Source organism: uncultured Lutibacter sp. (assembly GCF_947495725.1).
In the GTDB taxonomy this organism is placed as follows: Bacteria; Bacteroidota; Bacteroidia; order Flavobacteriales; family Flavobacteriaceae; genus Lutibacter.
The window spans coordinates 296,020-317,519 of the sequence record NZ_CANLZZ010000001.1; the positions used below are offsets into that span (position 1 = coordinate 296,020).

A 21,500-nucleotide genomic window follows, 5' to 3' on the forward strand; every position below is an offset into this window, starting at 1 on the left:
TTGAGATAATCAACAAGGTTTTGACAAATCTAAGTCATTAAGAATCTTATCAGTACTCTTTATTTTCAAAAATAATTGTTTAAAGGTCATATTTCCTCATAGAAAACATAATACAACCAGTTTATTTTAAGCCTCGAAGAACAACAATTCAGAAAGAAATTTCAATTATGGCAACTCCATTCTATTCATCTGTTCATTAAATAACACTATTTGACAGGTGTCTTTATCATAAAAAGCTTTTCTACCATAAGGATCATTGTAATTTACAATTGGAAAATATCTTTGATCAACAATCTGAATAAGTTCTTCAATATCGCCTTTTGTAGCCGGCATATCTGACTCTCTTTTAAAAGCATTCTTTGCAATTCCAGTAACTGCATTTGCACCCAAAGTTCCCCAAAATGCATTACTAACACCAGCCCCACTCATTTTATCAATTTTTGTTGGATCATCTTTCTTTTTATCATTGCTTTCTAATTTAGTCGATGCTTGTTCTTTATTTGAAGATTTCTTCTTCTTTTTTCCTTTTCTTTTATTTTCTTTCAACTATGCACTTGTTCTACATGAATTGGAGCAAAACTTTTGAACACCTCTTCTTGTGGGGATATATGGCTCATCGCAATATTGGCAATTTTCTGTAATTGTTCTATCTTCTTTCATTTTATGCGTTATTTTTACGTATAATTGACGTATAAATCTATATTTATTGTTTATTTACCTTCTACAACTGCAACAAACTATTTTCTATATTAAAAACTTTTTCCAGAATTGCGGCTTCAACTTTTTTATCATCCAACTTTGGTCGTTGTTTTTTCTTTTTAGGCTTAGGTATTTTTGTAATTTGATTGGATTCTTTCTTTAGAGTATCTATCTCTTCACTATCTCCTTTAACTTCTATTTCAACTTCTTCTTGAGCTTCTTCAATTTTAGCGTATCTAGAAATTAAATCTGGGAGGTATTGCAAAACAAACTGACCCACTGTAAAATTAAAATCCTTTTCAAGATCTAAACACATTCCAAAGTAATTACAGATATCTTTTAAATGTGTTACATAAAATTGACATTGCATATGAAACGCTCCTATAATACTAATATGAACATCATCGCCGTTATACTTTTTTACATTTTCACTTAACCATTGAGTGATGTCAATAAATAACATTAAATATTCGTAATACTTTTCTATTATTACCAGAAACTCAAACTCCGTTAATTCCTTTGATTTTTCAACTAGTTTGAAAGTATTCTGTTCTAAAAATGTTCTTTTTCCAATTAAATACGAATTTACTTCATATGCATTTTCATTAGTAAATATTCCACTACCCAATTTATTATCCATAAAATAAAGCGCATCATAAAAATCATCATCTATCTGATCTTTCAATTGCTCTTTTACATCTCCAACAATATCACTAGGTACGTAATAAATAACTTTATGAAAAAACACTTCTAAAAGTTCATCTAAAAATAATGTTGTTTTAATAATTTCTGAAGACATATTAAATTGATTTTAAAAGTTCTGAATAATCCTCTGGAAGCTCTGCATCTATATCTCTTAAGTATTTTTCTAATGCTGTCATTGTAGAATGTCCTGTAATCAACATCAATCTACTCTTAGCTTCATTGGGAGATGAAATCTTTCTCAATTCTCTATACAATTTTGTAATATAAGTATGTCTAAAGCTATACAAACCGTAATTCTTATCCAGATTAAAATGATCTTTTACAACTTTTTTAAATCGTTTTGAAAAATAATCTCTCCTATTAACTTCCGATGTTTCCCACTTGTCACCAATCTTCTCTGGTGTAAATAATAATGCTTCCTTATCTAAATTTGATAAATCAGGAAGGTCTATTAATAAAATGTCTGGTATAATTTTAGTTTTTAAAAACTTATTTTTTGCTTTAAATGAAATTGTTCGTTCTTGCAATTTAATATCTCCAACTTTTATTCGATTTACCTCAATAGGTCGCATAAAATTATACGAGATAAATTTTATATACAATAGTAAAATAGGATCCTTTTCTTCTAAATAGTTAAAAATATCAGAATCTAACTGTTTTGAATATGTCTTATGACGTTCCGGAGTAGCCTTTAAAACTGGAATATTTTTAACAAAATTTGATACAATAATTTCATTTTCTTCCAATACCTGCATTAGTGAACTTATCTCAATTCTAACATTATTTCGTGTTCTAGGGGTATTTTTCATTAACACACTGTTTAAGAATTGTACAACCATGCTTTTAGTAAGTTGATCAATATGCTTTACATCTGGGTATTTTGTTGCAACAAACTGTTGCAACAAATTAGATCTGCTTTTGTACGCTTTTAAAGTAGTTTCATTTACCAGTTTCTTTTTAAGGTTGAGTGCAAATTCAAAGGCTTGGGAGATCGTTTTTGAAATTGTTTCCACATTTTCTGTTGTTTTAGCAACGTTTGTTGCCAGAGTTGCAACAGTTGTTGCTTGAGTTGCAACGTTTGTTGCCGGGATTGCAACGTTTGTTTCCTGAGTTGCAACAGTTGTTGCTGGAGTTGCAACAGTTGTTTCCTGAGTTGCAACAGTCGTTGCAACAACTGTTGCACTTTCTTTTTCCTTTTGAAACAGCGCTGTATTATCTTCAAAAGGATTGTATCCTCTTTTTAATAACTCTTGAATTTTATGTTTGTAAACTGCCAGTACAAACATCCGATCGGACTTTGATTTATACTTATTAGCGTCACCATAGAAGGGCGTAATTCTTTTTAGCTTCCCAGTTTTAGGATTTCGATAAGAAAAATAAACATACCAACGTTTAGATAAATCACCATTGGCATCATATATTTTGGGGTTCGAATAATTCTTTTTCATGGACAAATCGTATGCAAAATCGTATGCATTTTGATTATCAAAGATAAGGCTTTTGTTAAAATTAGACATAAAAAAAACAGTTTAGAAAGCTAAACTGTTGTTTTACATTATTTTAAAAATAGTAGCGGGGACTGGACTCGAACCAGCGACCTTCGGGTTATGAGCCCGACGAGCTACCTACTGCTCTACCCCGCGATTTGGACTGCAAAGATACAACTAAATCACAATAAAACAATATTTTTTTAAATTTATAATTAAACTTTAGTACTTTTAATTAGTCTTAGATAAACCATCTATTCTAGTAAACTTATGAACAACAAACACATACAGCATTTATTTTGGCGTGCAGGTTTTGGTTTAAATCCTGTAGAAATTTCTAAACTTGCAAAAAAATCAAAAAAACAAGTAGTAAATTCTTTATTTGAGAAATCAAAAAATAGTTCACCTATTACAATCACTAGTTTTAATGACATTAAACTTTATAAAAATTTCAAGAATTTAAACCAAGATCAACGAAGAAAACTTCAGAAAGATAATAGAAATAAAATTGTTGAATTAAATATTAATTGGATTGATCGAATTTTTAACTCTGAAGAAGTTTTAAGAGAAAGGATGACCTTATTTTGGGCAAATCATTTTGTTTGCAAAGCACAACAGAGTTATCATATCCAAAAATTCAATAATATTCTAAGAGAAAATGCTTTAGGGAATTTTGGAGATTTTTTGAAAGAAGTTTCAAAATCAGCTGAAATGATAAAGTATCTAAATGCCAAACAAAATAAAAAGCAAAGTCCTAACGAAAATTTTGCACGTGAATTGATGGAACTTTTTACTTTGGGAGTGGGAAATTATACGGAAAATGACATTAAAGAATCTGCTAGAGCATTTACAGGTTGGAATCACAAATTAAATGGAGATTTTGTTTTAATTGAAAGACAACACGATTTTGGTGAAAAAGAGTTTTTTGGTGAAAAAGGTAATTTTAACGGTAATGATATTATAAACATCATTCTTAAACAAAAACAATGCGCCAAATTTATATGCGAAAAAGTGTATAGTTATTTTGTGAATACAAAAATCAATTCGAAACATATAGATGAATTAGTGACTGTTTTTTACCCAAAATATGATATTTCAGCATTAATGCAACATATTTTTATGTCTAATTGGTTTTATAATGAAGAAAATATTGGCACAAAAATAAAATCACCAATTGAATTATTAGCCGGAATAAACAATACTGTACCAATTAAATTTAAAGCGGATAGGCAATTACAATATCTTCAAAAAAGATTGGGACAGCATTTATTAAACCCAATAAATGTGGCTGGCTGGGAAGGCGGACAAAGTTGGATTGATACTAACACTTTAATGTTACGTTTAAAACTACCTTCAATTTTGTTGAACAATGCTGTAATCTCATTAGCAGGAATTTCAGAATTTGAAGATACGTATGAACAATATTTAAAAAAGAGAAAAGCGCAAAAAGGATATTTAAAAATGACTCAAAATTGGGAAGTTTTTAATAAAAACTACAACAAATTAAATGCCGAACAGCTTCAACAAATGTTACTTTTAGGCAAATTAAGCCATGAAGCTAGCGATTTACTAAACCAAATTTCGTTTAATAACCCAAAAGATTATTGTATTCAATTAATGTCTTTACCTGAATATCAACTTTGCTAAAACTTACAACATGAAAAGAAGAAATTTTATAAAAAACAGCGCACTTGCAAGTTCCTTATTTTATGTTCCTAGCTTTGTTAATGCTTTTAACAATTTAGATTTAAGTTTAGCAGGTTATAAAAGATTGGTAGTTGTACAACTGTCAGGAGGAAATGACGGATTAAATACTGTTATTCCATACACCAATGATATTTATTACAAAAACAGACCTTCAATTGGACAAAAGGCTGCAAATATTTTAAAACTAAATGATGAGTTAGGTTTGGATAAAAATTTAGCTCCTTTAAAAAATTTGTACGACAAGGGATATGTTACAATTATTAATAATGTAGGATATCCAAATCCAAATCGCTCTCATTTTAGATCTACTGATATTTGGCACACTGCAAGTAATTCAAACGAATATTTTAAATCTGGTTGGTTAGGCAGGTATATGGATACTTATGGCAATAGCCCACATAATGTAATTGAAGTTGACGATAGTTTATCTCTCGTTTCAAAAGGAAATAAACTAAACGGTATGGCTGTGCAGAATGCAAAACAACTATTCTATGCTGCGCAAGACCCTTATTTCAAAAAAGTATTAGAACACCATAACGATAAACATTTAAGCGAACATAATCTAGGATACTTATATAAAACAATGATTGCAGCTGAAAGTTCAGCAAAATATATTTACAATAAATCGAAAACCTATAACTCAACACAAGAGTACCCAAATAACCCATTAGGCAATCAACTTAAAACAGCTGCAGAGTTTATAAATTCAGGAGTAGATTGTAAAATACTTTATACTTCATTAGGTGGTTTTGACACACATTTTAATCAAAATGCTCGCCAAGAAAAATTATTAGATGTTTATGCTGAATCTATAGAAGCTTTTGTTCAAGATTTAGAAAAAAACGACACCTTTAAAGACACTTTAATTTTAACTTTTTCTGAATTTGGAAGAAGAGTAAAACAGAATGCCGCTAACGGAACCGATCACGGAACGGCTAACAACGTGTTTATTATTGGTAAAACCCTTAAGAAAAATGGTATTTTTAATGAACTGCCAAACCTCTCGGATTTAGATGATAATGGTGACCTAAAATATTCTGTTGATTTTAGAAGAATTTATGCTACCATTTTAAAAAATTGGATGCAAGTTGATGATAAGGCAATTTTAACCAAATCGTTTAAACCTTTAAGTTTTTTATAATTTATAAGTACAAAAAGCACATTTAAACTAACTTTGCCATTTATAAGTTAAAAATATGGCACACAAAGCAGGTTTTGTAAATATTATTGGAAATCCTAATGTTGGTAAATCAACATTAATGAATGCATTGGTTGGTGAACGCTTATCAATTATAACTTCTAAGGCGCAAACAACACGTCACAGAATCTTAGGAATTGTAAATGGTGAAGATTTTCAAATCTTATTTTCCGACACTCCCGGAATTATAAAACCAGCATATGGTTTGCAAGAATCAATGATGGATTTTGTAAAATCGGCTTTTGAAGATGCCGATGTGCTTATTTATATGGTTGAAATTGGCGAAAAAGAATTAAAGGATGAACAATTTTTCAATAAAATTAAATATTCAAAAATACCTGTTTTATTGCTAATTAATAAAATTGATAAATCCACACAAGAAGAAGTTGAAGAAAAAGTTATGTATTGGAAAGAAAAAGTTCCAAATGCAGAAATATTTTTAATTTCAGCACTTGAAAATTTTAATGTGCAAAGTGTTTTTGATAGAATTATTGAAGTACTTCCAGAATCTCCAGCATTTTACCCAAAAGATCAATTAACCGACAAACCTGAACGCTTTTTTGTTAATGAAGCAATTCGCGAAAAAATATTATTACATTATAAAAAAGAAATTCCATACTCTGTAGAAGTTGATACCGAAGAATTTTTTGAAAGTGATAAAATAATTAAAATTCGATCAGTTATTATGGTAGAACGCGAAACCCAAAAAGGAATTGTTATTGGCCACAAAGGAGCTTCATTAAAACGTGTAGGTACGGAAGCTCGTAAAGATTTAGAGAAATTTTTTGGCAAAAAAATTCATTTAGAACTTTATGTAAAGGTTAATAAAAATTGGAGAAACGATAAAAAACAATTACGTCGTTTTGGTTATAACGATTAATATAAACTAAAAATAAATTAAAAACATTTAGTTTACATTGAGTAAGTGTTTACTAATAGTTTGTTTTTTATTACTTAATTTTTACTTAATATTCATATTCAATATTTGCGGCTAACAAATTATTGAAATATGAAATCTCTACTAAAAATTTATTTAGCAGCAGCATTTATAACTGCTGTAAGCTGTGATGACGACACAAAAGATCCCTTAACTGAGCCAATTAACACCACAGTTAATTTCCAATACAAATCAACAATACAAGTTGGCGGTGAAGGAGCATCCGAAATATCGGCATACGATCCAATAACAAAAAATTTATTTACTGTAAATGTTGAATCTCAACAAATATCAATTTATAATATTGATAATTTATCAACACCTCAACAAAAAACACCAATAGAAATTGGAACATACGGCTCACCTAATAGTGTAGCTGTTAGCAACGGAAAACTAGCCGTAGCAGTTGAGGCGTTAACCAAACAAAATGATGGTGTAATTTTGCTTTTCGATACCACGGACTCTTCTTTAATAGAAAAATATACAGTTGGTGCCTTACCCGATATGGTTACATTTTCTAAGGATGGAAAATTAATTATTTCGGCAAATGAAGGAGAACCAAATAGTGATTACACTATAGACCCAAAAGGAACTATTAGCATTATTGATATAGCCAAAAATACGACTACCATATTAGATTTTGCAGCTTTCAATGCTGATCTAAATTCTTTAACAAATAATGGTTTTAGAGTTTTTGGTCCAAACGCAAGTTTAGAAAATGATGTTGAGCCCGAATACATTGCAGTTTCAGAGGATTCAAAAGTTGCGTGGGTTTCTCTACAAGAAAACAATGGAATTGCAAAAATAAACTTAGTAAATAAAACTATTGAAAACATTTACCCTCTTGGTTTCAAAGACTATAACATAACTGGAAATGAAATAGATGCCAGTGATAAAGATGGTGTAAAGGAATTAAAAAATTGGCCGGTAAAAAGTATGTACCAACCAGACGCTATAACCTCTGTTAATATTAATGGAACAGAGTATATAATTTCCGCAAACGAAGGCGATTCAAGAGATTATGATGGTTTTAGCGAAGAAACTCGAGTTAGCAAAATAACACTCGATGAAACTGCTTTTCCAACTTCACAAAATTTTCAAGATGAAAGTAAGCTTGGCAGGTTAAAAATAACAACAACTTTAGGTGATACTGACAATGATGGAGATTATGATGAATTATACTCATATGGAGCCAGATCATTTTCTATTTGGACTGAAAATGTTGACTTGATATATGATAGCGGAAATAGTATAGCCGTTGAAACTCTTAATGCCACTCCAAATATATTTAATGGTGATGATGGAAGAAGTGATGATAAAGGAGCTGAACCTGAAAGTGTTGAAATTTTAAATATTGGGGATCAACGTTACATTCTTTTTGTAGGGTTAGAACGAAACAGTCAAGTTTTAGTATATGACATTACAAATCCAAACGCTCCTATATTTTTAAACATCTTATCTCATTCTGGAGATCAAGCTCCTGAAGGCCTACTAGCTATACCGGCTTCCGAAAGTCCTTCCGGTAAAGATCTATTGGTAGTTTCAAATGAAGATAGTGGTACCGTAACTTTTTATGAAAATATCCAATAGGAAACCATAATATATTTAATAAAAAAGGTTCAATAAATTATTGAACCTTTTTTATTTCTATTTTTTTTCCAATGTTTTCATAAGGAAATTATTAAGTTCTTCCATTTGTTTATGTCCAGTTTTTTTTCCAATTCTTCCTAAAACATACATTATTACCCATACAATAGGAAGAGTAATAACCATTGTTAAGGCAAAAGAATTATCGGTATTTAAACTCCATTGCACGTATGCCATTACGGCAAACCCTATAAATGCAACAGCAACGGCAAAATGAAAAAACATAAATAAAGTCCAAACTTGTGGTTTTGGACCAAACAAACCTTTTACTATGGTTTTATGTTCATCAACCTTTTCAATTTCTATATTTAATTGAGGCGACCAAAAATGATTTTCTTCAACAGGAACGTCAATAACTATATGACCATCAACAATTTTACTACAATATTTACAATCTCCATCCTTCAAATTATCCTTAAATTTCGATATTAAATTTTGCTGACTTTCGTTAAAATCCAGTTTAAAACGAGGACGTAAATGAATATCACTATTTTTTTTTGGTTCCATTAAGTTTGATTTTTTTAGAATTGAAATATAGCAATTTTAATCAAATAGCTAATTTCTAATAGTTAATACCTTAAATTACAAATTAAAAATGCTTAGTTTTGCAAAAAATTTCAATACATTTTTATGAGTAATATTGTAGCCATAGTTGGAAGACCAAATGTTGGAAAATCAACACTTTTTAATCGTTTAGTACAACGAAGAGAAGCCATTGTTGATTCAGTTAGTGGAGTTACGCGTGATAGACATTACGGTAAAAGTGATTGGAATGGAAAAGAATTTTCTGTAATAGATACTGGAGGTTATGCTGTAGGATCTGACGATATTTTTGAAGAGGAAATAAGAAAACAAGTTAATTTAGCTATTGAAGAAGCCGATATAATTGTTTTTGTTGTTGATGTAGAATCTGGTATTACACCTATGGATGAAGCTGTTGCAAAACTCTTAAGAAAGATTAAAAAGCCAATCTTTATTGCTGTAAATAAAGTAGATAATTCTATGCGTGAAAATGACGCTGTAGAATTTTACAATCTTGGTTTAGGTGATTACCACACCATTTCTTCAATTAATGGTAGTGGAACCGGAGATTTGTTAGATGCATTGGCAGAAGAATTAGATGAACATATTGAAGAAGTTTCTGAACTACCACGTTTTGCAGTTGTAGGTAGACCAAATGCAGGAAAATCTTCTTTTATTAATGCTTTAATAGGCGAAGAACGCAATATTGTAACAGATATAGCAGGTACTACCCGTGATACAATTGACACTAAATACAACCGTTTTGGATTCGATTTTAATTTAGTTGATACCGCTGGAATTCGAAAAAAATCTAAAGTAAAAGAAGATTTAGAATTTTATTCAGTAATGAGAGCTGTTAAAACAATTGAATCTTGTGATGTTGCAATTCTTGTTATAGATGCAACCAGAGGATTTGAAGGTCAAGATGAAAATATTTTTTGGTTAGCTGAAAAAAATAAAAAAGGAATTGTTATTTTAATTAACAAATGGGATTTGGTAGAAAAAGAAACCAATACCATGCGAGATTTTGAAGCTAAAATTAGACAAGAAATTGCACCATTTACAGATGTTCCTATTTTATTTATAAGTGCACTTACTAAACAACGTATTTTTAAAGCAATTGAAACTTCTGTTGAAGTATTTGAAAATAGAAAAAAGCGTGTGCCAACTAGCAAGTTAAATGATAAAATGCTAGAAATAGTTAAACATCATTCACCACCGGCATACAAAGGTAAATTTGTAAAAATTAAATATTGTATGCAATTACCAACTCCAACACCTCAATTTGTGTTTTTCTGTAACTTACCCCAATATGTAAGAGAACCTTATAAACGTTTTGTTGAGAACAAATTGCGCGAATTATATAATTTTAGTGGAGTTCCAATAGTAATATATTTTAGAAAAAAATAATTAAATTATTTATTTTAGCATATTTAACCCCCAATTCTTTTTATAAATTCATCTTTATAATTTAGACCAATTGGCACTCTTATTTGATCTATAAGAATTCTATTACGTTGTACAGAATGTATATATTTTAAAGACACAATATACGATCTGTGCACCCTAATAAATGAGTTTGTGGGCAGTTTTTCTTCAATTTTTTTAAAACTGCTTAAAGTTAGAATAGGCTTATGAGAAGTTGAAAATATTTTAATATAATCTTTTAACCCTTCAATATATTTAATATCATCGAAGTTAATTTTAATATTATCATATTCCGATTTTACAAACATAAAGTTAGCCGACTCTACTACTACTGGAATTGCATTTGCACCCTCTTTTTTTAGTAAATATATTTCCCTAGCTCTATTTACTGCAGTTAAAAACCTATGAAATGGAATTGGTTTTACTAAATAATCAACAGCATTTAAATTAAACCCTTCTACTGCATAATGGGAATAAGCCGTAGTAAAAATAAATAGTGGTTTTTCATCTAAAGATTTCACAAATTCAATGCCTGAAAAATCTGGCATTTCAATATCGGTAAAAATTAAATCAATTTTCAACTTTTTAAGAATAGCACTAGCTTCAATGGCATTTGAACAACTCGATGTCAATTCTAAAAAAGGTATTTTAGATACAAAATCTTCTAATAATTCTATTGCTAGTGGTTCATCATCTATTATTAAACACTTCATCATTTTTTAATTTTAATGTTAGTTCCACCTTATATAATTTGTTCGATTCTTCAATTTTTAATGAATGAGAATCTGGGTATAATAAGATTAACCTATTTTTAATATTTTGTAGACCTATTCCCGAACTTGGTTTGCCTTTTTCATTTATCGAAATATAATTGCTAATTAATAAATTCAATTTTTTATCTTCAATTATAATTTTAATATTTATGTTAGTTTTTCCGGTATAATCAGTTCCGTATTTAAAGGCATTTTCAATAAAAGATATTAGTAACAATGGCTCTATGGAATGGTCTAAATTACCTTGAACATTGAATCGTACACCACTAGAATCTTTTAACCGTAATGTTTGAAGTGAAATGTAATTTTTTATATAATCTATTTCATTTTTTAATGGCACATATGATTTATCCGTTTCGTAAAGCATATATCTCATCAATTCAGATAATGTTATAATCGCATCTGTTGTATAATCGGATTTTTTATTCGCCAAAGAATAAATACTATTTAATGTATTAAATAAAAAATGTGGGTTTAATTGCGTTTTTAAAAATGATAACTCAGTATTTATTTTTTGTGTATTTATTTGTGTTTTTACTCGTTCATTTTTATACCATTCAGCGACTAATTTAACACTCGCTCCAACTGCAAATAATAGAACTCCAAACAAAATTTGTACCCCCATAAAAACACGATGATTAGGTTTAAATTTTGGAATTTCTCCTTCAAATTTTTCAAAAACAGGTCTATGGGCAATCATTTCTTGAAAAAAGCCTTTTGGCGGTGCAAATTGATTATTTAAATAACTAGATAAAAGTATAAACGCCATTGAAACTACTATATACAATGGTATTTTCTTGTTAAGTAATAACCTAGGAACCAGTAAACTAAAATTTAAATAAAATAATAGCATATCAAAAAGCATCCTAATATAAAACTGATATCCTGATGGAAATACTTGAAACCTATTGTAAAATGACAATACATTAACTAAAACCAGTAAAATCCAACATAAAATATGGATTGTGGTGGGGTTGATATTTTTATAATTTAGACTCAATGAATAGATTTAGGAATATACTTGTTAAAGAGTTATTGATTTTAATAAAGTATAATCATTTATTAAATTACATTTTATAAAAAAATTTATTTTCATAATTTAAGGCAAATTTACCTTATTTATAAATGGTTTTTGTTCGGTTTTAGAAGGAGTACTACTAAAAAAAAGTTAAAAAGGAGCTGAAGATATTTTCAGCCCCTTCATTCGAATAAAATATAAATAACACTTAATTTTAATCGTCTTCATTATATTCTTCTAGGGGTCTATATTCCCAATTATCATCAAAATAATAACTTCCACTTCTTCCCATTAAAACAAAAGCTTTGTCTGAAAAACTAAAAGAAACCGCATCTTGTCTGGAACTTCCTTCAAAATCTGTATTTTCATCCCACTCATCAAGATCTGGATAATATACCCACAAGTTTGACGAAACTCCTGATGATTCTCCCGTGGCAACATAACCTAAACCATCCATTGTGAAAGAAACACCATTTGAAAGCAATACAGCATAATCCGAGTCGTCATCATTTAAATCTGTTAAACGGGTCCAAACTTGTGTAATTCCATCAAAAACATAAAAATCATCTTGATAGGCTCCATTTCTTAAACCAGTTCCCATATACGCTTTGTCATCAATTACAAAAACAACCGCGTCTTTTCTTTTATCACCACCAAATCCAACAGATTGAGTCCACTCATCTAAAATATCGTCATATTGATAAAAGTCTTTTAATTCACTTCCATCATAACCTGTTCCAATATATCCTTTATTATTTACCGAAAAGCCAACTGCCCCATATCTTGCAGTACCAGCAAAGTCTGCTTTTTGTGTCCATGTATCGTTTGATGGATTGTAGCACCAAAAATCATTTAATTCATCATCTCCATCATAACCAGTTCCAAAATAACCTTTTCCATTTAATTCAAAACCAACAGCACCACTTCTTGCTTTACCTGGAAAATCGGCTTTTTTAACCCAATAATCTCCTTCTTTATTATATTCCCATAAATCATTTAAATAATCATCTCCATCATACCCCGAAACTAGATATCCTTTATCTCCAATTACAAAAGATACAGAATTTCCCCGTGCCTCACCATCAAATGAAGAGCTTTCAACCCAATTCCCAATTTCAGTATCATCATCAGATGAACAACTAATAATTATCACCAGCAAAAGCATTAACAAACCCCTTAAACTCATTTTTTTTAATTTCATAATTTTCTCTTTTTATTTTTTACATTTTAACAAATCAAACTTCAAGTTTAAACCCATATAAAGTTTATTCTTAGAGTTAAATTCATAAACACTTCTATTATTATTTAATAATTTATAATCAGCCTTTAATTGATAACCTGCATCTAAGGATATTTTCCAATAATCATCAATTTTATGTATATAATTTAGGCCTGTTATTACTGATTGAAATAGCGCTTTTTCAGCTTCCTCAAAAGAGTTTAACATAATTGCATCACTTAAATTCGCATAAAACCCTTTTGGTTTTATGTATAAATTCAAACTATTTGTAGAATTTAATTTGTATTGAACTTTTGATTGTGGAAACCCAAGTGTATAATTTATGTTATCATTTATACTGCTGCTATATGAAATAACTGGAACTAGATTTTTAAATCCTACATTAGAATTCTTTAACAATCCTATTTGAAAACTACCTACTTTAAGTTTTCTTTTAAATACAAGTTCACCATTTAATATAACGTCTTTAAACAAAATCTTCGATTCAAAATTGGATGAAACTGTTGGTGAAATTTCCACGCTATAACTCCAATTACTGTTTAAAATATTTAAATATTTTAATGAATATTCTATTGAATTAAAACTCTCTAAATAATCTGTATTTATTGATTCTGTAGAAGTATAATTAATTTTATACTTTGAATATGACAAACTATTTATGAACAGCCCTTTTTTTAATTTAGTTGGAACATTTATTTCAACAGAAGAATTATTAAATCCAAAAGAATTTGATTCTTTTGGAACAAAATTAAAATCAATTTTCATCTGAACCTCATTTTGTGAAAACCCTAAATGAAAACTAAAAAACAATATAAATAATACTCTATTAAACATATTTCTAACTACAATTATGCTTCAAAAGTATTTAGAAAACTTAGTAATAAACCCATAAATAGACGAATCAACCAATTTTATCTACTTATAATGAAAAACACTCTACGAATCATTAAAAGTATTGATTATTAGCTATTTAACATTTTGTTAACTATTTAATCGATACAATTCAAGCGTTCATATATTTTAAGATGTTTTTACAATTGGCTTAAAATACCTTTACAAAAAAATACAAAACAATGAGAAACCATTATTTGTTACTTTATATAAGTTTAGCACTATTAACTTCTTGTAATAATGATTCGTCAATTTATTCTGTAGGAGAAGATTTTATAGAACTAGACACTCGAGTAATTATTACAGATACTTTGTCCGTTAACGCCAGTAGTATAATTTTAGATTCTATAACAACTTCAACTTCTAACAGATTATTAATTGGAGCTTTTCGAGATAATGATTTTGGCAATTTAACATCTCAAAGCTATTTAAACTTAGAAACAACCACCTATACTATTGATAATAATGCAGTTTATGATTCCATTGGTTTAATTTTATATTACGACAAGTATTATTACGGTGATACCACTCAAATTCAAACTATTAAGGCACATGAGATTATTGAAAACTTTGAACCTGATAACAATGGAACTGCTTTTTATAACACATCGTCATTAAAGTATGATGATACTATTTTAGGGTCGCTTGCTTTTACGCCTTACCCAAATAAAAAGGATTCTATTTTCATTCCTCTAGATAATAATTTCGGTAAAAATCTATTTGAAAAACTTCAGGACAATGATATAAATAACTCGGATGACCTTTATCAAAATTTTAAAGGAATTACATTGGTTCCAAATGATAATAATACTGCCGTTTTAGGATTTGGTAAAACATCTTTAGTTATGAGAATGTATTTTACAATTGAAAATGAAAATGATGAAAACACAGATTATTATAATGATTTTACAATTGAAAGCGCCTATAAATTTTTTAATAAAACAACGAGTGACAAGTCTAGCACATTGCTTTCATCAATTACTTCTTCCGAAGATATTCTAAAAAGTTCAGTAACTAATAACAAGGCATATATACAATCTGGAACTTCAATAAATATGAGAATAGATATACCATATATTAAAAATTTAAATGCTCTTGAACAAAATGGAACTGTACTAAGTGCCGCGTTAACATTTTATCCCGACATTAAAACCTTTGAATCAAATACTTTTGGAGCCGATTCACTTATAATTTATGTTGTAGACAAAAAAAACAGATTTATTCAACAACTAACCAATAATGAAGGTTCTGCCGCATATGCAAAATATAAAAGCATGAATAACGAATTTGATTCACAAAATTATTACACTGCAGATATAACTTATTTTATTGAAGAAATTAAAGCCAGTAGTTTCAATTTAGATTATTCATTACTATTTCAATTCCCTAACAATAATAATACTGTTAACAAAATTCAAATTTATGATTCAGAAAACTCAGAATCTAAAATGAAAGTTGATTTAACATATTTACTTTATTAAAATTATATGAAAAAAAATACTGTTTTATTTATAGGCTTTTTAGTTATTTGTTTCTCCTTAAAAGCACAAAGTGATTTTAGTTCACCATATTCGCTGTATGGATTAGGTCAAGAAAATTCGAATTATTTTGGTGGCTTATCAGCATTAGGAAATACTGGAATTGCATACACATCACCTAATTCAATCAATAAATCTAATCCTGCTTCATTAAGTTCTATTGCAACAAATTCCTTTTTATATGAAATTGGTTTTAACAGCACTTTTTCCAACAAAAAAAGTAATAATTTATCTCAACAAAATTTCGATTTCAGTTTTTCTCACCTAGCTATGGCATTTAAAATTAAAGATTATTGGAAAACAAGTTTTGGAATAGTTCCATATTCAAAAGTAAGTTATGAAATTGATGTTGAACAGCCAATTGAAGGATCTACTGGGTCTTTCATTACAAATATTACAGGATCTGGTGGAATAAATGAAGTATTTTGGGGTAATGGTTTAAACCTTACAAAAAACCTTTCGTTGGGAGTTGAATTTCAAGCCCTATTTGGTTCAATAAGTAAAGAACAACAAATATTTTTCGGATCCAAATCCGTAGCTTTAACAGAATCTAAAAACTATTTTGGAGTTGGATTAAATGCAGGGTTTCAATACACTATAAACAACTTATTAAAAACAAAAACAACCCTGGGCGGCACCATTAATTTGCCAACGAGCTTAACTGGAAATGAAGATACTGAAGGCTACAAAACTCTTTCAGAATCTGAAACGGTTTTACTAATTGAAGAATTAGACCAGTCTGTAAGTAACTTTGATCTTCCTTTAAAAATGGGTTTTGGTATCTCATCTAAAATCAATAAAAATTTACTGGTAAATATAGATTACAGCAAAAGTTATTGGACAAATACATACCTTTCCAATAGCACATACACCTTTAAAAATCAATCCGTTTATGGTTTAGGTATAGAATTTCAATCTTCAGAAAACTTAAATAGTTTTAAAGAAAATATAAAATATAGAGCAGGTATAAATTATAACTCAGGTTATTTAAACCTCTCCAAACAAGATATTGACAGCTATAGTTTCTCTGTAGGTTTAGGAATACCCATATCAAAAGGAATTTCTCCTTCAGTTATAAATATAAATTATTCCTATGGTAAGGAGGGAACATTAAACAAGCAACTAATTCAAGATAATTTTCATAAATTATCCGTAAATTTAAGTTTAGTAGGGAATTGGTTTCGAAAACAAAAAATCTTTTAATAAATACCACTAAATTTCATATATTATGTAGCATTCTTAACATTATGTTTCGTTATAATTTGTAATTTTACCACTTATATTTCTTTACAAATTATAAACACTTATATAAATGGAAGATGCTCTTTTATATGGAAGATTGCAATTTGCTTTTACTATAACTTACCATTATTTATTTCCACAACTCACCATGGGTTTGGCTTTAATTATTGCTGTTTACAAAGGATTTTATCTGCGAACAGATAAAATTATATTTAATGAAGCAGCCAAATTCTGGGCTAAAATTTTCGCCATAAATTTTGGAATGGGTGTAGTAACAGGAATCCCAATGGAATTTCAATTTGGAACAAATTGGGCTCAGTTTTCAGAACGAACTGGCAATATTATAGGTCAAACTTTAGCTATGGAAGGTATGTTTTCCTTCTTTTTAGAATCTTCGTTTTTAGGTCTATTTCTCTTTGGAGAAAAAATACTAGGTCAAAAATTACATTTTTTAACAGCTTTTTTAATATTTATTGGTTCATGGGCTAGTGGTTATTTAATTATTGCAACACACTCCTGGATGCAAAATCCTGTAGGATATGAAATACTGGCAAATGGAAAATTTGCATTAAATAATTTTTCTGAACTGTTTAGTAATCCTTGGTTTCTTCCATCATTTTTTCATAATCAAATGGCTTCAATGGTAACCACTTCATTTGTTATTGCAAGTGTTGGTGCTTTTTACCTCTTAGTTAATAAACATAAGGAATATGCTCACTTATTTTTAAAAACTGCAATTATTTCAGGGATAATTTCTACTGTATTTGTGGCAGTTCCAACTGGAGATTTATTGGCAAAACAAGTAGCTAAAAATCAACCTGTAACATTGGCCGCAATGGAAGGTTTATTTAATGCCGAAAAAGGAGCTCCAATTGTATTAATTGGACAACCAAACATGAAAGAACAACGATTAGATAATAAAATTGAAGTTCCTAATGTGCTCAGTTTTTTAACTTACGAACGTTGGGATGCCGAAATTAAAGGTTTAAATGATTTTCCGGAGGAAACTTGGCCTACAAATATTCCTGGCTTGTATTATTCCTACCATATAATGGTTGGTTTAGGAACCATTTTTATAGGAATAATGTTTTTAGCTGTTTGGTTTTTATGGCGAAAAAAACTGGAAATTCGTCGTTGGTTTTTATGGGTTTTATTATTTGCAGTTCCCTTTCCATACATAGCAAACACAGCAGGTTGGTATACTTCTGAACTTGGCCGACAACCTTATTTAGTTTACGGATTATTTAAAACTAGTGACGGAATATCTGAGAGTGTTTCGGCAGGAAATACCTTATTTACCTTATTAGGTTTTGTAGGCTTGTACTTATTTCTTGGCTTTATAATGTTAATACTTGTTGGTAAAACAATTCATAAAGGTCCAAGTGAAATAACTTTAAAAAATAATTAATATGGAAATTACCTGGTATGTAATACTATGCTTTATGCTTGTAATGTATATAGTTTTAGATGGCTTTGATTTTGGAGCAGGCATTATACATTTATTTTTTACAAAAAATGATAAGGAAAAAAAACAAGTGATGAGAGCAATTGGTCCCTTTTGGGATGGAAATGAAGTTTGGTTAATTGCAGCTGGCGGTGTTTTATTTGCAACATTTCCAACCTTATATGCATCTGCTTTTAGTGGTTTTTATCTACCCTTAATAATGATTCTTTGGCTATTTATATTTAGAGCACTTGGTATTGAGTTTACACATTTAATTAATCACGAGCTATGGATTAAACCTTGGCAAAGAAGTTTCGGGCTATCTAGCTTACTATTAGCATTGTTTTTTGGAATTGCCTTTGGAAATATAATTAGAGGTGTAAACCTAGGAGGTGTGGAAAATGGTATTGCTCAATTTAATAATTCATATGCTTTTTTTACTCCATTATGGGATGGCAGCTTTTCGCCATTTGCTGAAAGACCAGGAGTTATTGATTGGTTTACAATTACTATTGGATTAGTAGCAGTTTTATCATTAACAATACACGGAGCGTATTGGATTATTTTGAAAACTGAAGGAGATTTTGTAAAAAAATTGCAAAAAAAAATATTACCACTTTGGATAACCTTACTTGTTTTAGTTATTATTTCAATAATAGCATTTGTAGCAATGAAATCTTTTAACAGTGAATTATTTAACCAACATCCTGCCATTTATCTTTTACCCGTAATTACTTTTTTAGGCTTTTTAGGAATGCTGGTTTTTAGAAAAAGCAATAAACATTGGCTTGGTTTTGCTTCATCAACAACATTTATTATTTGTGGAATTGGAAGCGCTGTTGCAAGTATGTTTCCTATTGTAATACCTAGTACAAATTCCATAATTGAATCTTTAACAATTTATAATACAGCTTCAGAAGCTTATGCCTTGGAAGTTGGTTTGGTTTGGTGGGTAATTGCCTTTGCTTTAGTTTTGGTTTATTTCACTTTTGTACATAAAATTTACAAGGGGAAATTAACTAATAAACACGACCATCATTAAAATAAAAAAGTGACCAAATTTGGTCACTTTTTTATTTTAATTTTTTTACCAACCTCCACCGGCTCCACCACCTGAGAAACCTCCTCCTCCAAAGCCTCCTCCAAAGCCACCGCTTCCAAAACCTCCACCCGAGCTTCCACCAAAACCACCACTACCAAAGCCTCCACTGTTACTTCGGCCGGCTCCACTTAAAATAATTGCTTCGAGTACTTGAGCTGCTGTTAAGTCTTTTCTTAAATTTCTTCCATTACCACCTCCACCTTTATTCTTTTTAGAGAAAATAATCATTAAAATAATGAAAATGATAAAAATAATAACCCCAATTGGAAAACCCGAATCATTATTTGTTTCTTTCCTAGTGCCCTTATAAGTACCGTTTAAAACTTCAAAAATGGCATCAGTTCCTTTATCTAAACCAGTATAAAAATCTCCTTTCTTAAATTCAGGAATAATTACGTTTCTAACTATGCTACCTGTTGTTCCTGCAGTAAGTTTATGTTCTACTCCATAACCTGGTGAAATCCATATTTTTCGTTCCTTATTAGCTAATAATACAAAAACTCCATTATCTTCTTTTGCTTGACCAACTCCCCATTCATGAGCCCATTTTGGTGTTAAAATACCAATATCTTCACCTTTTATAGTTTCAACCGTAACCACAACTATTTGAGTTGAAGTACTATCTGAATATTTTATAAGTTTTTGTTCTAAAGAACTCTTTTGAGCACCTGATAAAAGTTTTGCATAATCGTAAACACTTGTTTGAAGCTTTGGTTTTTCAGGAATTGTAAATTGTGCAAAAACAACCTGAGTTACCAAAATTGCTACAAATAAGGTAGTAAATTTTTTAAATAATTTAATGTGTAAAATCATCATTAGCCTTTAGATATTTCATCAGATAATTCATTGGTATCGTTAGATTTGTACGGGAAAAATTCTTTTAATTTATTACCAACTTCAATAATAGCCAATTGCAATCCTTTTGAAGGATTACCTTTTGTAAAATGACTTAATACAAGCTCTTTTTCCGTATCCCAAAAATTATCTGGAACTCTAGAATTAATACCCTCATCCCCTATTATTGCAAATTTCTTGCTTTCAACTGCTATATAAAATAGCACTCCATTTCTTTGATTGGTCTTATCCATTTCTAAGAAATAAAAAACCTCCAATGCTCTTTCCATAGGAGGTTTTTCAGTAACTTTTTCTATATGTACACGGATTTCCCCAGAAGTATTATTCTCGGCCGTTTTTATGGCTTTAATAATATCTTTTTCTTCCGCTGCTGTTAAAAAATCTTCAACTTTAGACATTATTCTTTTTTACCAAAATCAAATTCTACATCAGGAGCTTTATCTGCACCTGCTTCAGCATTAAAGTAAGGTTTACCTTCAAAATTAAAAAATCCTGCTAAAATATTATTTGGAAATGTTTTAACGTGATTATTAAAAGGCTTAATTGCCTCATTGTAACGAGTACGGGCTGTTAAAATCTGATTTTCTGTACTTGCTAATTCATCTTGTAGTTTTAAGAAATTCTGATTTGCCTTTAAATCTGGATAGCGCTCAACTGTAACTAATAAACTTTTTAAAGCTCCACTTAAACCTCCTTGCACCTCATTAAATTGGGCTAATTGTTCAGGAGTAATATTTGTTGGATCTATATTAACTGAAGTAGCTTTAGCACGAGCCTCTATAACTTGGGTTAAAGTTTCTTTTTCGTAATCTGCAGCACCTTGAACTGTTTTAACTAAATTCCCTATTAAATCATTTCTTCTTTGATATGCAGTTTCTACATTTCCCCAACTTTCAGAAACATTTTCATTTAATGTTATTCCTTTATTGTAAAATCCTTTTATCCAACTATAGCCACTAAAAGCAAGAAGAACAATAATAATTACTGGTATAAGCCACTTTTTCATTTTATTTGTTTTTAAAATTTATAATTCTATTTAATTAGTTGCAACTATTGCAATTTTGTTG

The 21,500-nt window shown here is 29.5% G+C and carries 20 protein-coding genes and 1 tRNA gene; 9 read left to right on the top strand and 12 right to left on the bottom strand.

From position 1 onward, the window contains the following. Nucleotides 1–165: 165 nt before the first annotated feature. The 4 genes from Q0776_RS01070 to Q0776_RS01085 form a co-directional block, all read right to left on the bottom strand. Entirely contained in the window at nucleotides 166–546 is a 381-nt protein-coding gene (locus Q0776_RS01070) for a hypothetical protein (RefSeq protein ID WP_298363765.1), read from the bottom strand. 175 nt (nucleotides 547–721) lie between these two features. Next, a complete protein-coding gene (locus Q0776_RS01075) occupies nucleotides 722–1,498 on the bottom strand; it encodes a hypothetical protein (protein ID WP_298363769.1) in 777 nt (258 codons plus the stop codon). Nucleotide 1,499: 1 nt separating this feature from the next. Further along, nucleotides 1,500–2,921 carry a site-specific integrase gene (locus Q0776_RS01080; RefSeq protein ID WP_298363774.1) on the bottom strand — a complete coding sequence of 474 codons (1,422 nt, stop codon included), beginning with the start codon at nucleotides 2,919–2,921 and terminating at the stop codon, nucleotides 1,500–1,502. 53 nt (nucleotides 2,922–2,974) lie between these two features. After that, nucleotides 2,975–3,047: transfer RNA gene (locus Q0776_RS01085), tRNA-Met, on the bottom strand. Nucleotides 3,048–3,161: 114 nt separating this feature from the next. Between Q0776_RS01085 and Q0776_RS01090 the strand changes: the two genes are divergently transcribed. The 4 genes from Q0776_RS01090 to Q0776_RS01105 all read left to right on the top strand — a co-directional run bounded on the left by Q0776_RS01090 (nucleotide 3,162) and on the right by Q0776_RS01105 (nucleotide 8,323). Further along, complete coding sequence (locus Q0776_RS01090; protein ID WP_298363775.1) at nucleotides 3,162–4,538, top strand: DUF1800 domain-containing protein; 1,377 nt, start codon at nucleotides 3,162–3,164, stop codon at nucleotides 4,536–4,538. 10 nt (nucleotides 4,539–4,548) lie between these two features. Continuing rightward, nucleotides 4,549–5,739, top strand: a complete 1,191-nt coding sequence (locus Q0776_RS01095; RefSeq protein WP_298363777.1) for a DUF1501 domain-containing protein — start codon at nucleotides 4,549–4,551, stop codon at nucleotides 5,737–5,739. Nucleotides 5,740–5,794: 55 nt separating this feature from the next. Next, a complete protein-coding gene (gene era / locus Q0776_RS01100) occupies nucleotides 5,795–6,676 on the top strand; it encodes a GTPase Era (protein WP_298363778.1) in 882 nt (293 codons plus the stop codon). Between the two features lie 129 nt (nucleotides 6,677–6,805). Next, a complete protein-coding gene (locus tag Q0776_RS01105; protein WP_298363780.1) occupies nucleotides 6,806–8,323 on the top strand; it encodes a choice-of-anchor I family protein in 1,518 nt (505 codons plus the stop codon). Between the two features lie 57 nt (nucleotides 8,324–8,380). On the opposite strand, the gene Q0776_RS01110 is transcribed toward Q0776_RS01105, so the two are convergent. Beyond that, entirely contained in the window at nucleotides 8,381–8,887 is a 507-nt protein-coding gene (locus Q0776_RS01110) for a GTP-binding protein (protein ID WP_298363782.1), read from the bottom strand. Nucleotides 8,888–9,010: 123 nt separating this feature from the next. Here Q0776_RS01110 and der point away from each other — a divergent pair, with 123 nt between their 5' ends. Continuing rightward, nucleotides 9,011–10,312, top strand: a complete 1,302-nt coding sequence (der, locus tag Q0776_RS01115) for a ribosome biogenesis GTPase Der (protein ID WP_298363784.1) — start codon at nucleotides 9,011–9,013, stop codon at nucleotides 10,310–10,312. Between the two features lie 23 nt (nucleotides 10,313–10,335). Here der and Q0776_RS01120 read toward each other — a convergent pair whose 3' ends face one another. The 4 genes from Q0776_RS01120 to Q0776_RS01135 all read right to left on the bottom strand — a co-directional run bounded on the left by Q0776_RS01120 (nucleotide 10,336) and on the right by Q0776_RS01135 (nucleotide 14,126). After that, nucleotides 10,336–11,046, bottom strand: a complete 711-nt coding sequence (locus Q0776_RS01120) for a LytTR family DNA-binding domain-containing protein (protein ID WP_366138540.1) — start codon at nucleotides 11,044–11,046, stop codon at nucleotides 10,336–10,338. Then, on the bottom strand, nucleotides 11,021–11,872 hold the full coding sequence (locus Q0776_RS01125) for a sensor histidine kinase (RefSeq protein ID WP_298363786.1): 852 nt from the start codon (nucleotides 11,870–11,872) through the stop codon (nucleotides 11,021–11,023). The genes Q0776_RS01120 and Q0776_RS01125 overlap by 26 nt, the downstream gene beginning before the upstream one ends. A 463-nt stretch (nucleotides 11,873–12,335) precedes the next feature. Further along, nucleotides 12,336–13,322, bottom strand: a complete 987-nt coding sequence (locus tag Q0776_RS01130; RefSeq protein ID WP_298363787.1) for a kelch repeat-containing protein — start codon at nucleotides 13,320–13,322, stop codon at nucleotides 12,336–12,338. Between the two features lie 12 nt (nucleotides 13,323–13,334). Continuing rightward, nucleotides 13,335–14,126 (bottom strand): DUF6268 family outer membrane beta-barrel protein, encoded by a 792-nt coding sequence (locus tag Q0776_RS01135; RefSeq protein WP_298363789.1) that lies wholly within the window; start codon nucleotides 14,124–14,126, stop codon nucleotides 13,335–13,337. 308 nt (nucleotides 14,127–14,434) lie between these two features. Between Q0776_RS01135 and Q0776_RS01140 the strand changes: the two genes are divergently transcribed. From Q0776_RS01140 to cydB, 4 genes are all read left to right on the top strand, one after another. After that, nucleotides 14,435–15,733, top strand: coding sequence for a DUF4270 family protein (locus tag Q0776_RS01140; RefSeq protein WP_298363791.1), 1,299 nt, complete (start codon nucleotides 14,435–14,437; stop codon nucleotides 15,731–15,733). Between the two features lie 6 nt (nucleotides 15,734–15,739). Next, entirely contained in the window at nucleotides 15,740–16,993 is a 1,254-nt protein-coding gene (locus Q0776_RS01145; RefSeq protein WP_298363794.1) for a hypothetical protein, read from the top strand. A gap of 109 nt (nucleotides 16,994–17,102) precedes the next feature. After that, nucleotides 17,103–18,440, top strand: a complete 1,338-nt coding sequence (locus Q0776_RS01150; RefSeq protein WP_298363796.1) for a cytochrome ubiquinol oxidase subunit I — start codon at nucleotides 17,103–17,105, stop codon at nucleotides 18,438–18,440. Nucleotide 18,441: 1 nt separating this feature from the next. Then, complete coding sequence (cydB, locus tag Q0776_RS01155) at nucleotides 18,442–19,518, top strand: cytochrome d ubiquinol oxidase subunit II (protein ID WP_298363798.1); 1,077 nt, start codon at nucleotides 18,442–18,444, stop codon at nucleotides 19,516–19,518. Between the two features lie 45 nt (nucleotides 19,519–19,563). Here cydB and Q0776_RS01160 read toward each other — a convergent pair whose 3' ends face one another. From Q0776_RS01160 to Q0776_RS01170, 3 genes are read right to left on the bottom strand one after another with little or no spacing between them, the layout of a single operon-like run. Further along, entirely contained in the window at nucleotides 19,564–20,394 is an 831-nt protein-coding gene (locus tag Q0776_RS01160) for a TPM domain-containing protein (protein ID WP_298363800.1), read from the bottom strand. Then, complete coding sequence (locus Q0776_RS01165; RefSeq protein WP_298363803.1) at nucleotides 20,394–20,831, bottom strand: TPM domain-containing protein; 438 nt, start codon at nucleotides 20,829–20,831, stop codon at nucleotides 20,394–20,396. The genes Q0776_RS01160 and Q0776_RS01165 overlap by 1 nt, the downstream gene beginning before the upstream one ends. Beyond that, a complete protein-coding gene (locus Q0776_RS01170) occupies nucleotides 20,831–21,439 on the bottom strand; it encodes a LemA family protein (RefSeq protein WP_298363805.1) in 609 nt (202 codons plus the stop codon). Before Q0776_RS01170 ends, Q0776_RS01165 begins: the two co-directional genes overlap by 1 nt. Nucleotides 21,440–21,500 lie beyond the last annotated feature (61 nt).

Bases quoted from the DNA above. Each gene is read 5' to 3' on its own strand.
- Q0776_RS01075 (WP_298363769.1), bottom strand. From the start codon at position 1,498: ATGTCTTCAGAAATTATTAAAACAACATTATTTTTAGATGAACTTTTA.
- Q0776_RS01080 (WP_298363774.1), bottom strand. From the start codon at position 2,921: ATGTCTAATTTTAACAAAAGCCTTATCTTTGATAATCAAAATGCATAC.
- Q0776_RS01090 (WP_298363775.1), top strand. From the start codon at position 3,162: ATGAACAACAAACACATACAGCATTTATTTTGGCGTGCAGGTTTTGGT.
- Q0776_RS01095 (WP_298363777.1), top strand. From the start codon at position 4,549: ATGAAAAGAAGAAATTTTATAAAAAACAGCGCACTTGCAAGTTCCTTA.
- era (WP_298363778.1), top strand. From the start codon at position 5,795: ATGGCACACAAAGCAGGTTTTGTAAATATTATTGGAAATCCTAATGTT.
- Q0776_RS01105 (WP_298363780.1), top strand. From the start codon at position 6,806: ATGAAATCTCTACTAAAAATTTATTTAGCAGCAGCATTTATAACTGCT.
- Q0776_RS01110 (WP_298363782.1), bottom strand. From the start codon at position 8,887: ATGGAACCAAAAAAAAATAGTGATATTCATTTACGTCCTCGTTTTAAA.
- der (WP_298363784.1), top strand. From the start codon at position 9,011: ATGAGTAATATTGTAGCCATAGTTGGAAGACCAAATGTTGGAAAATCA.
- Q0776_RS01120 (WP_366138540.1), bottom strand. From the start codon at position 11,046: ATGATGAAGTGTTTAATAATAGATGATGAACCACTAGCAATAGAATTA.
- Q0776_RS01125 (WP_298363786.1), bottom strand. From the start codon at position 11,872: ATGGCGTTTATACTTTTATCTAGTTATTTAAATAATCAATTTGCACCG.
- Q0776_RS01130 (WP_298363787.1), bottom strand. From the start codon at position 13,322: ATGAAATTAAAAAAAATGAGTTTAAGGGGTTTGTTAATGCTTTTGCTG.
- Q0776_RS01135 (WP_298363789.1), bottom strand. From the start codon at position 14,126: ATGAAAATTGATTTTAATTTTGTTCCAAAAGAATCAAATTCTTTTGGA.
- Q0776_RS01140 (WP_298363791.1), top strand. From the start codon at position 14,435: ATGAGAAACCATTATTTGTTACTTTATATAAGTTTAGCACTATTAACT.
- Q0776_RS01145 (WP_298363794.1), top strand. From the start codon at position 15,740: ATGAAAAAAAATACTGTTTTATTTATAGGCTTTTTAGTTATTTGTTTC.
- Q0776_RS01150 (WP_298363796.1), top strand. From the start codon at position 17,103: ATGGAAGATGCTCTTTTATATGGAAGATTGCAATTTGCTTTTACTATA.
- cydB (WP_298363798.1), top strand. From the start codon at position 18,442: ATGGAAATTACCTGGTATGTAATACTATGCTTTATGCTTGTAATGTAT.
- Q0776_RS01160 (WP_298363800.1), bottom strand. From the start codon at position 20,394: ATGATGATTTTACACATTAAATTATTTAAAAAATTTACTACCTTATTT.
- Q0776_RS01165 (WP_298363803.1), bottom strand. From the start codon at position 20,831: ATGTCTAAAGTTGAAGATTTTTTAACAGCAGCGGAAGAAAAAGATATT.
- Q0776_RS01170 (WP_298363805.1), bottom strand. From the start codon at position 21,439: ATGAAAAAGTGGCTTATACCAGTAATTATTATTGTTCTTCTTGCTTTT.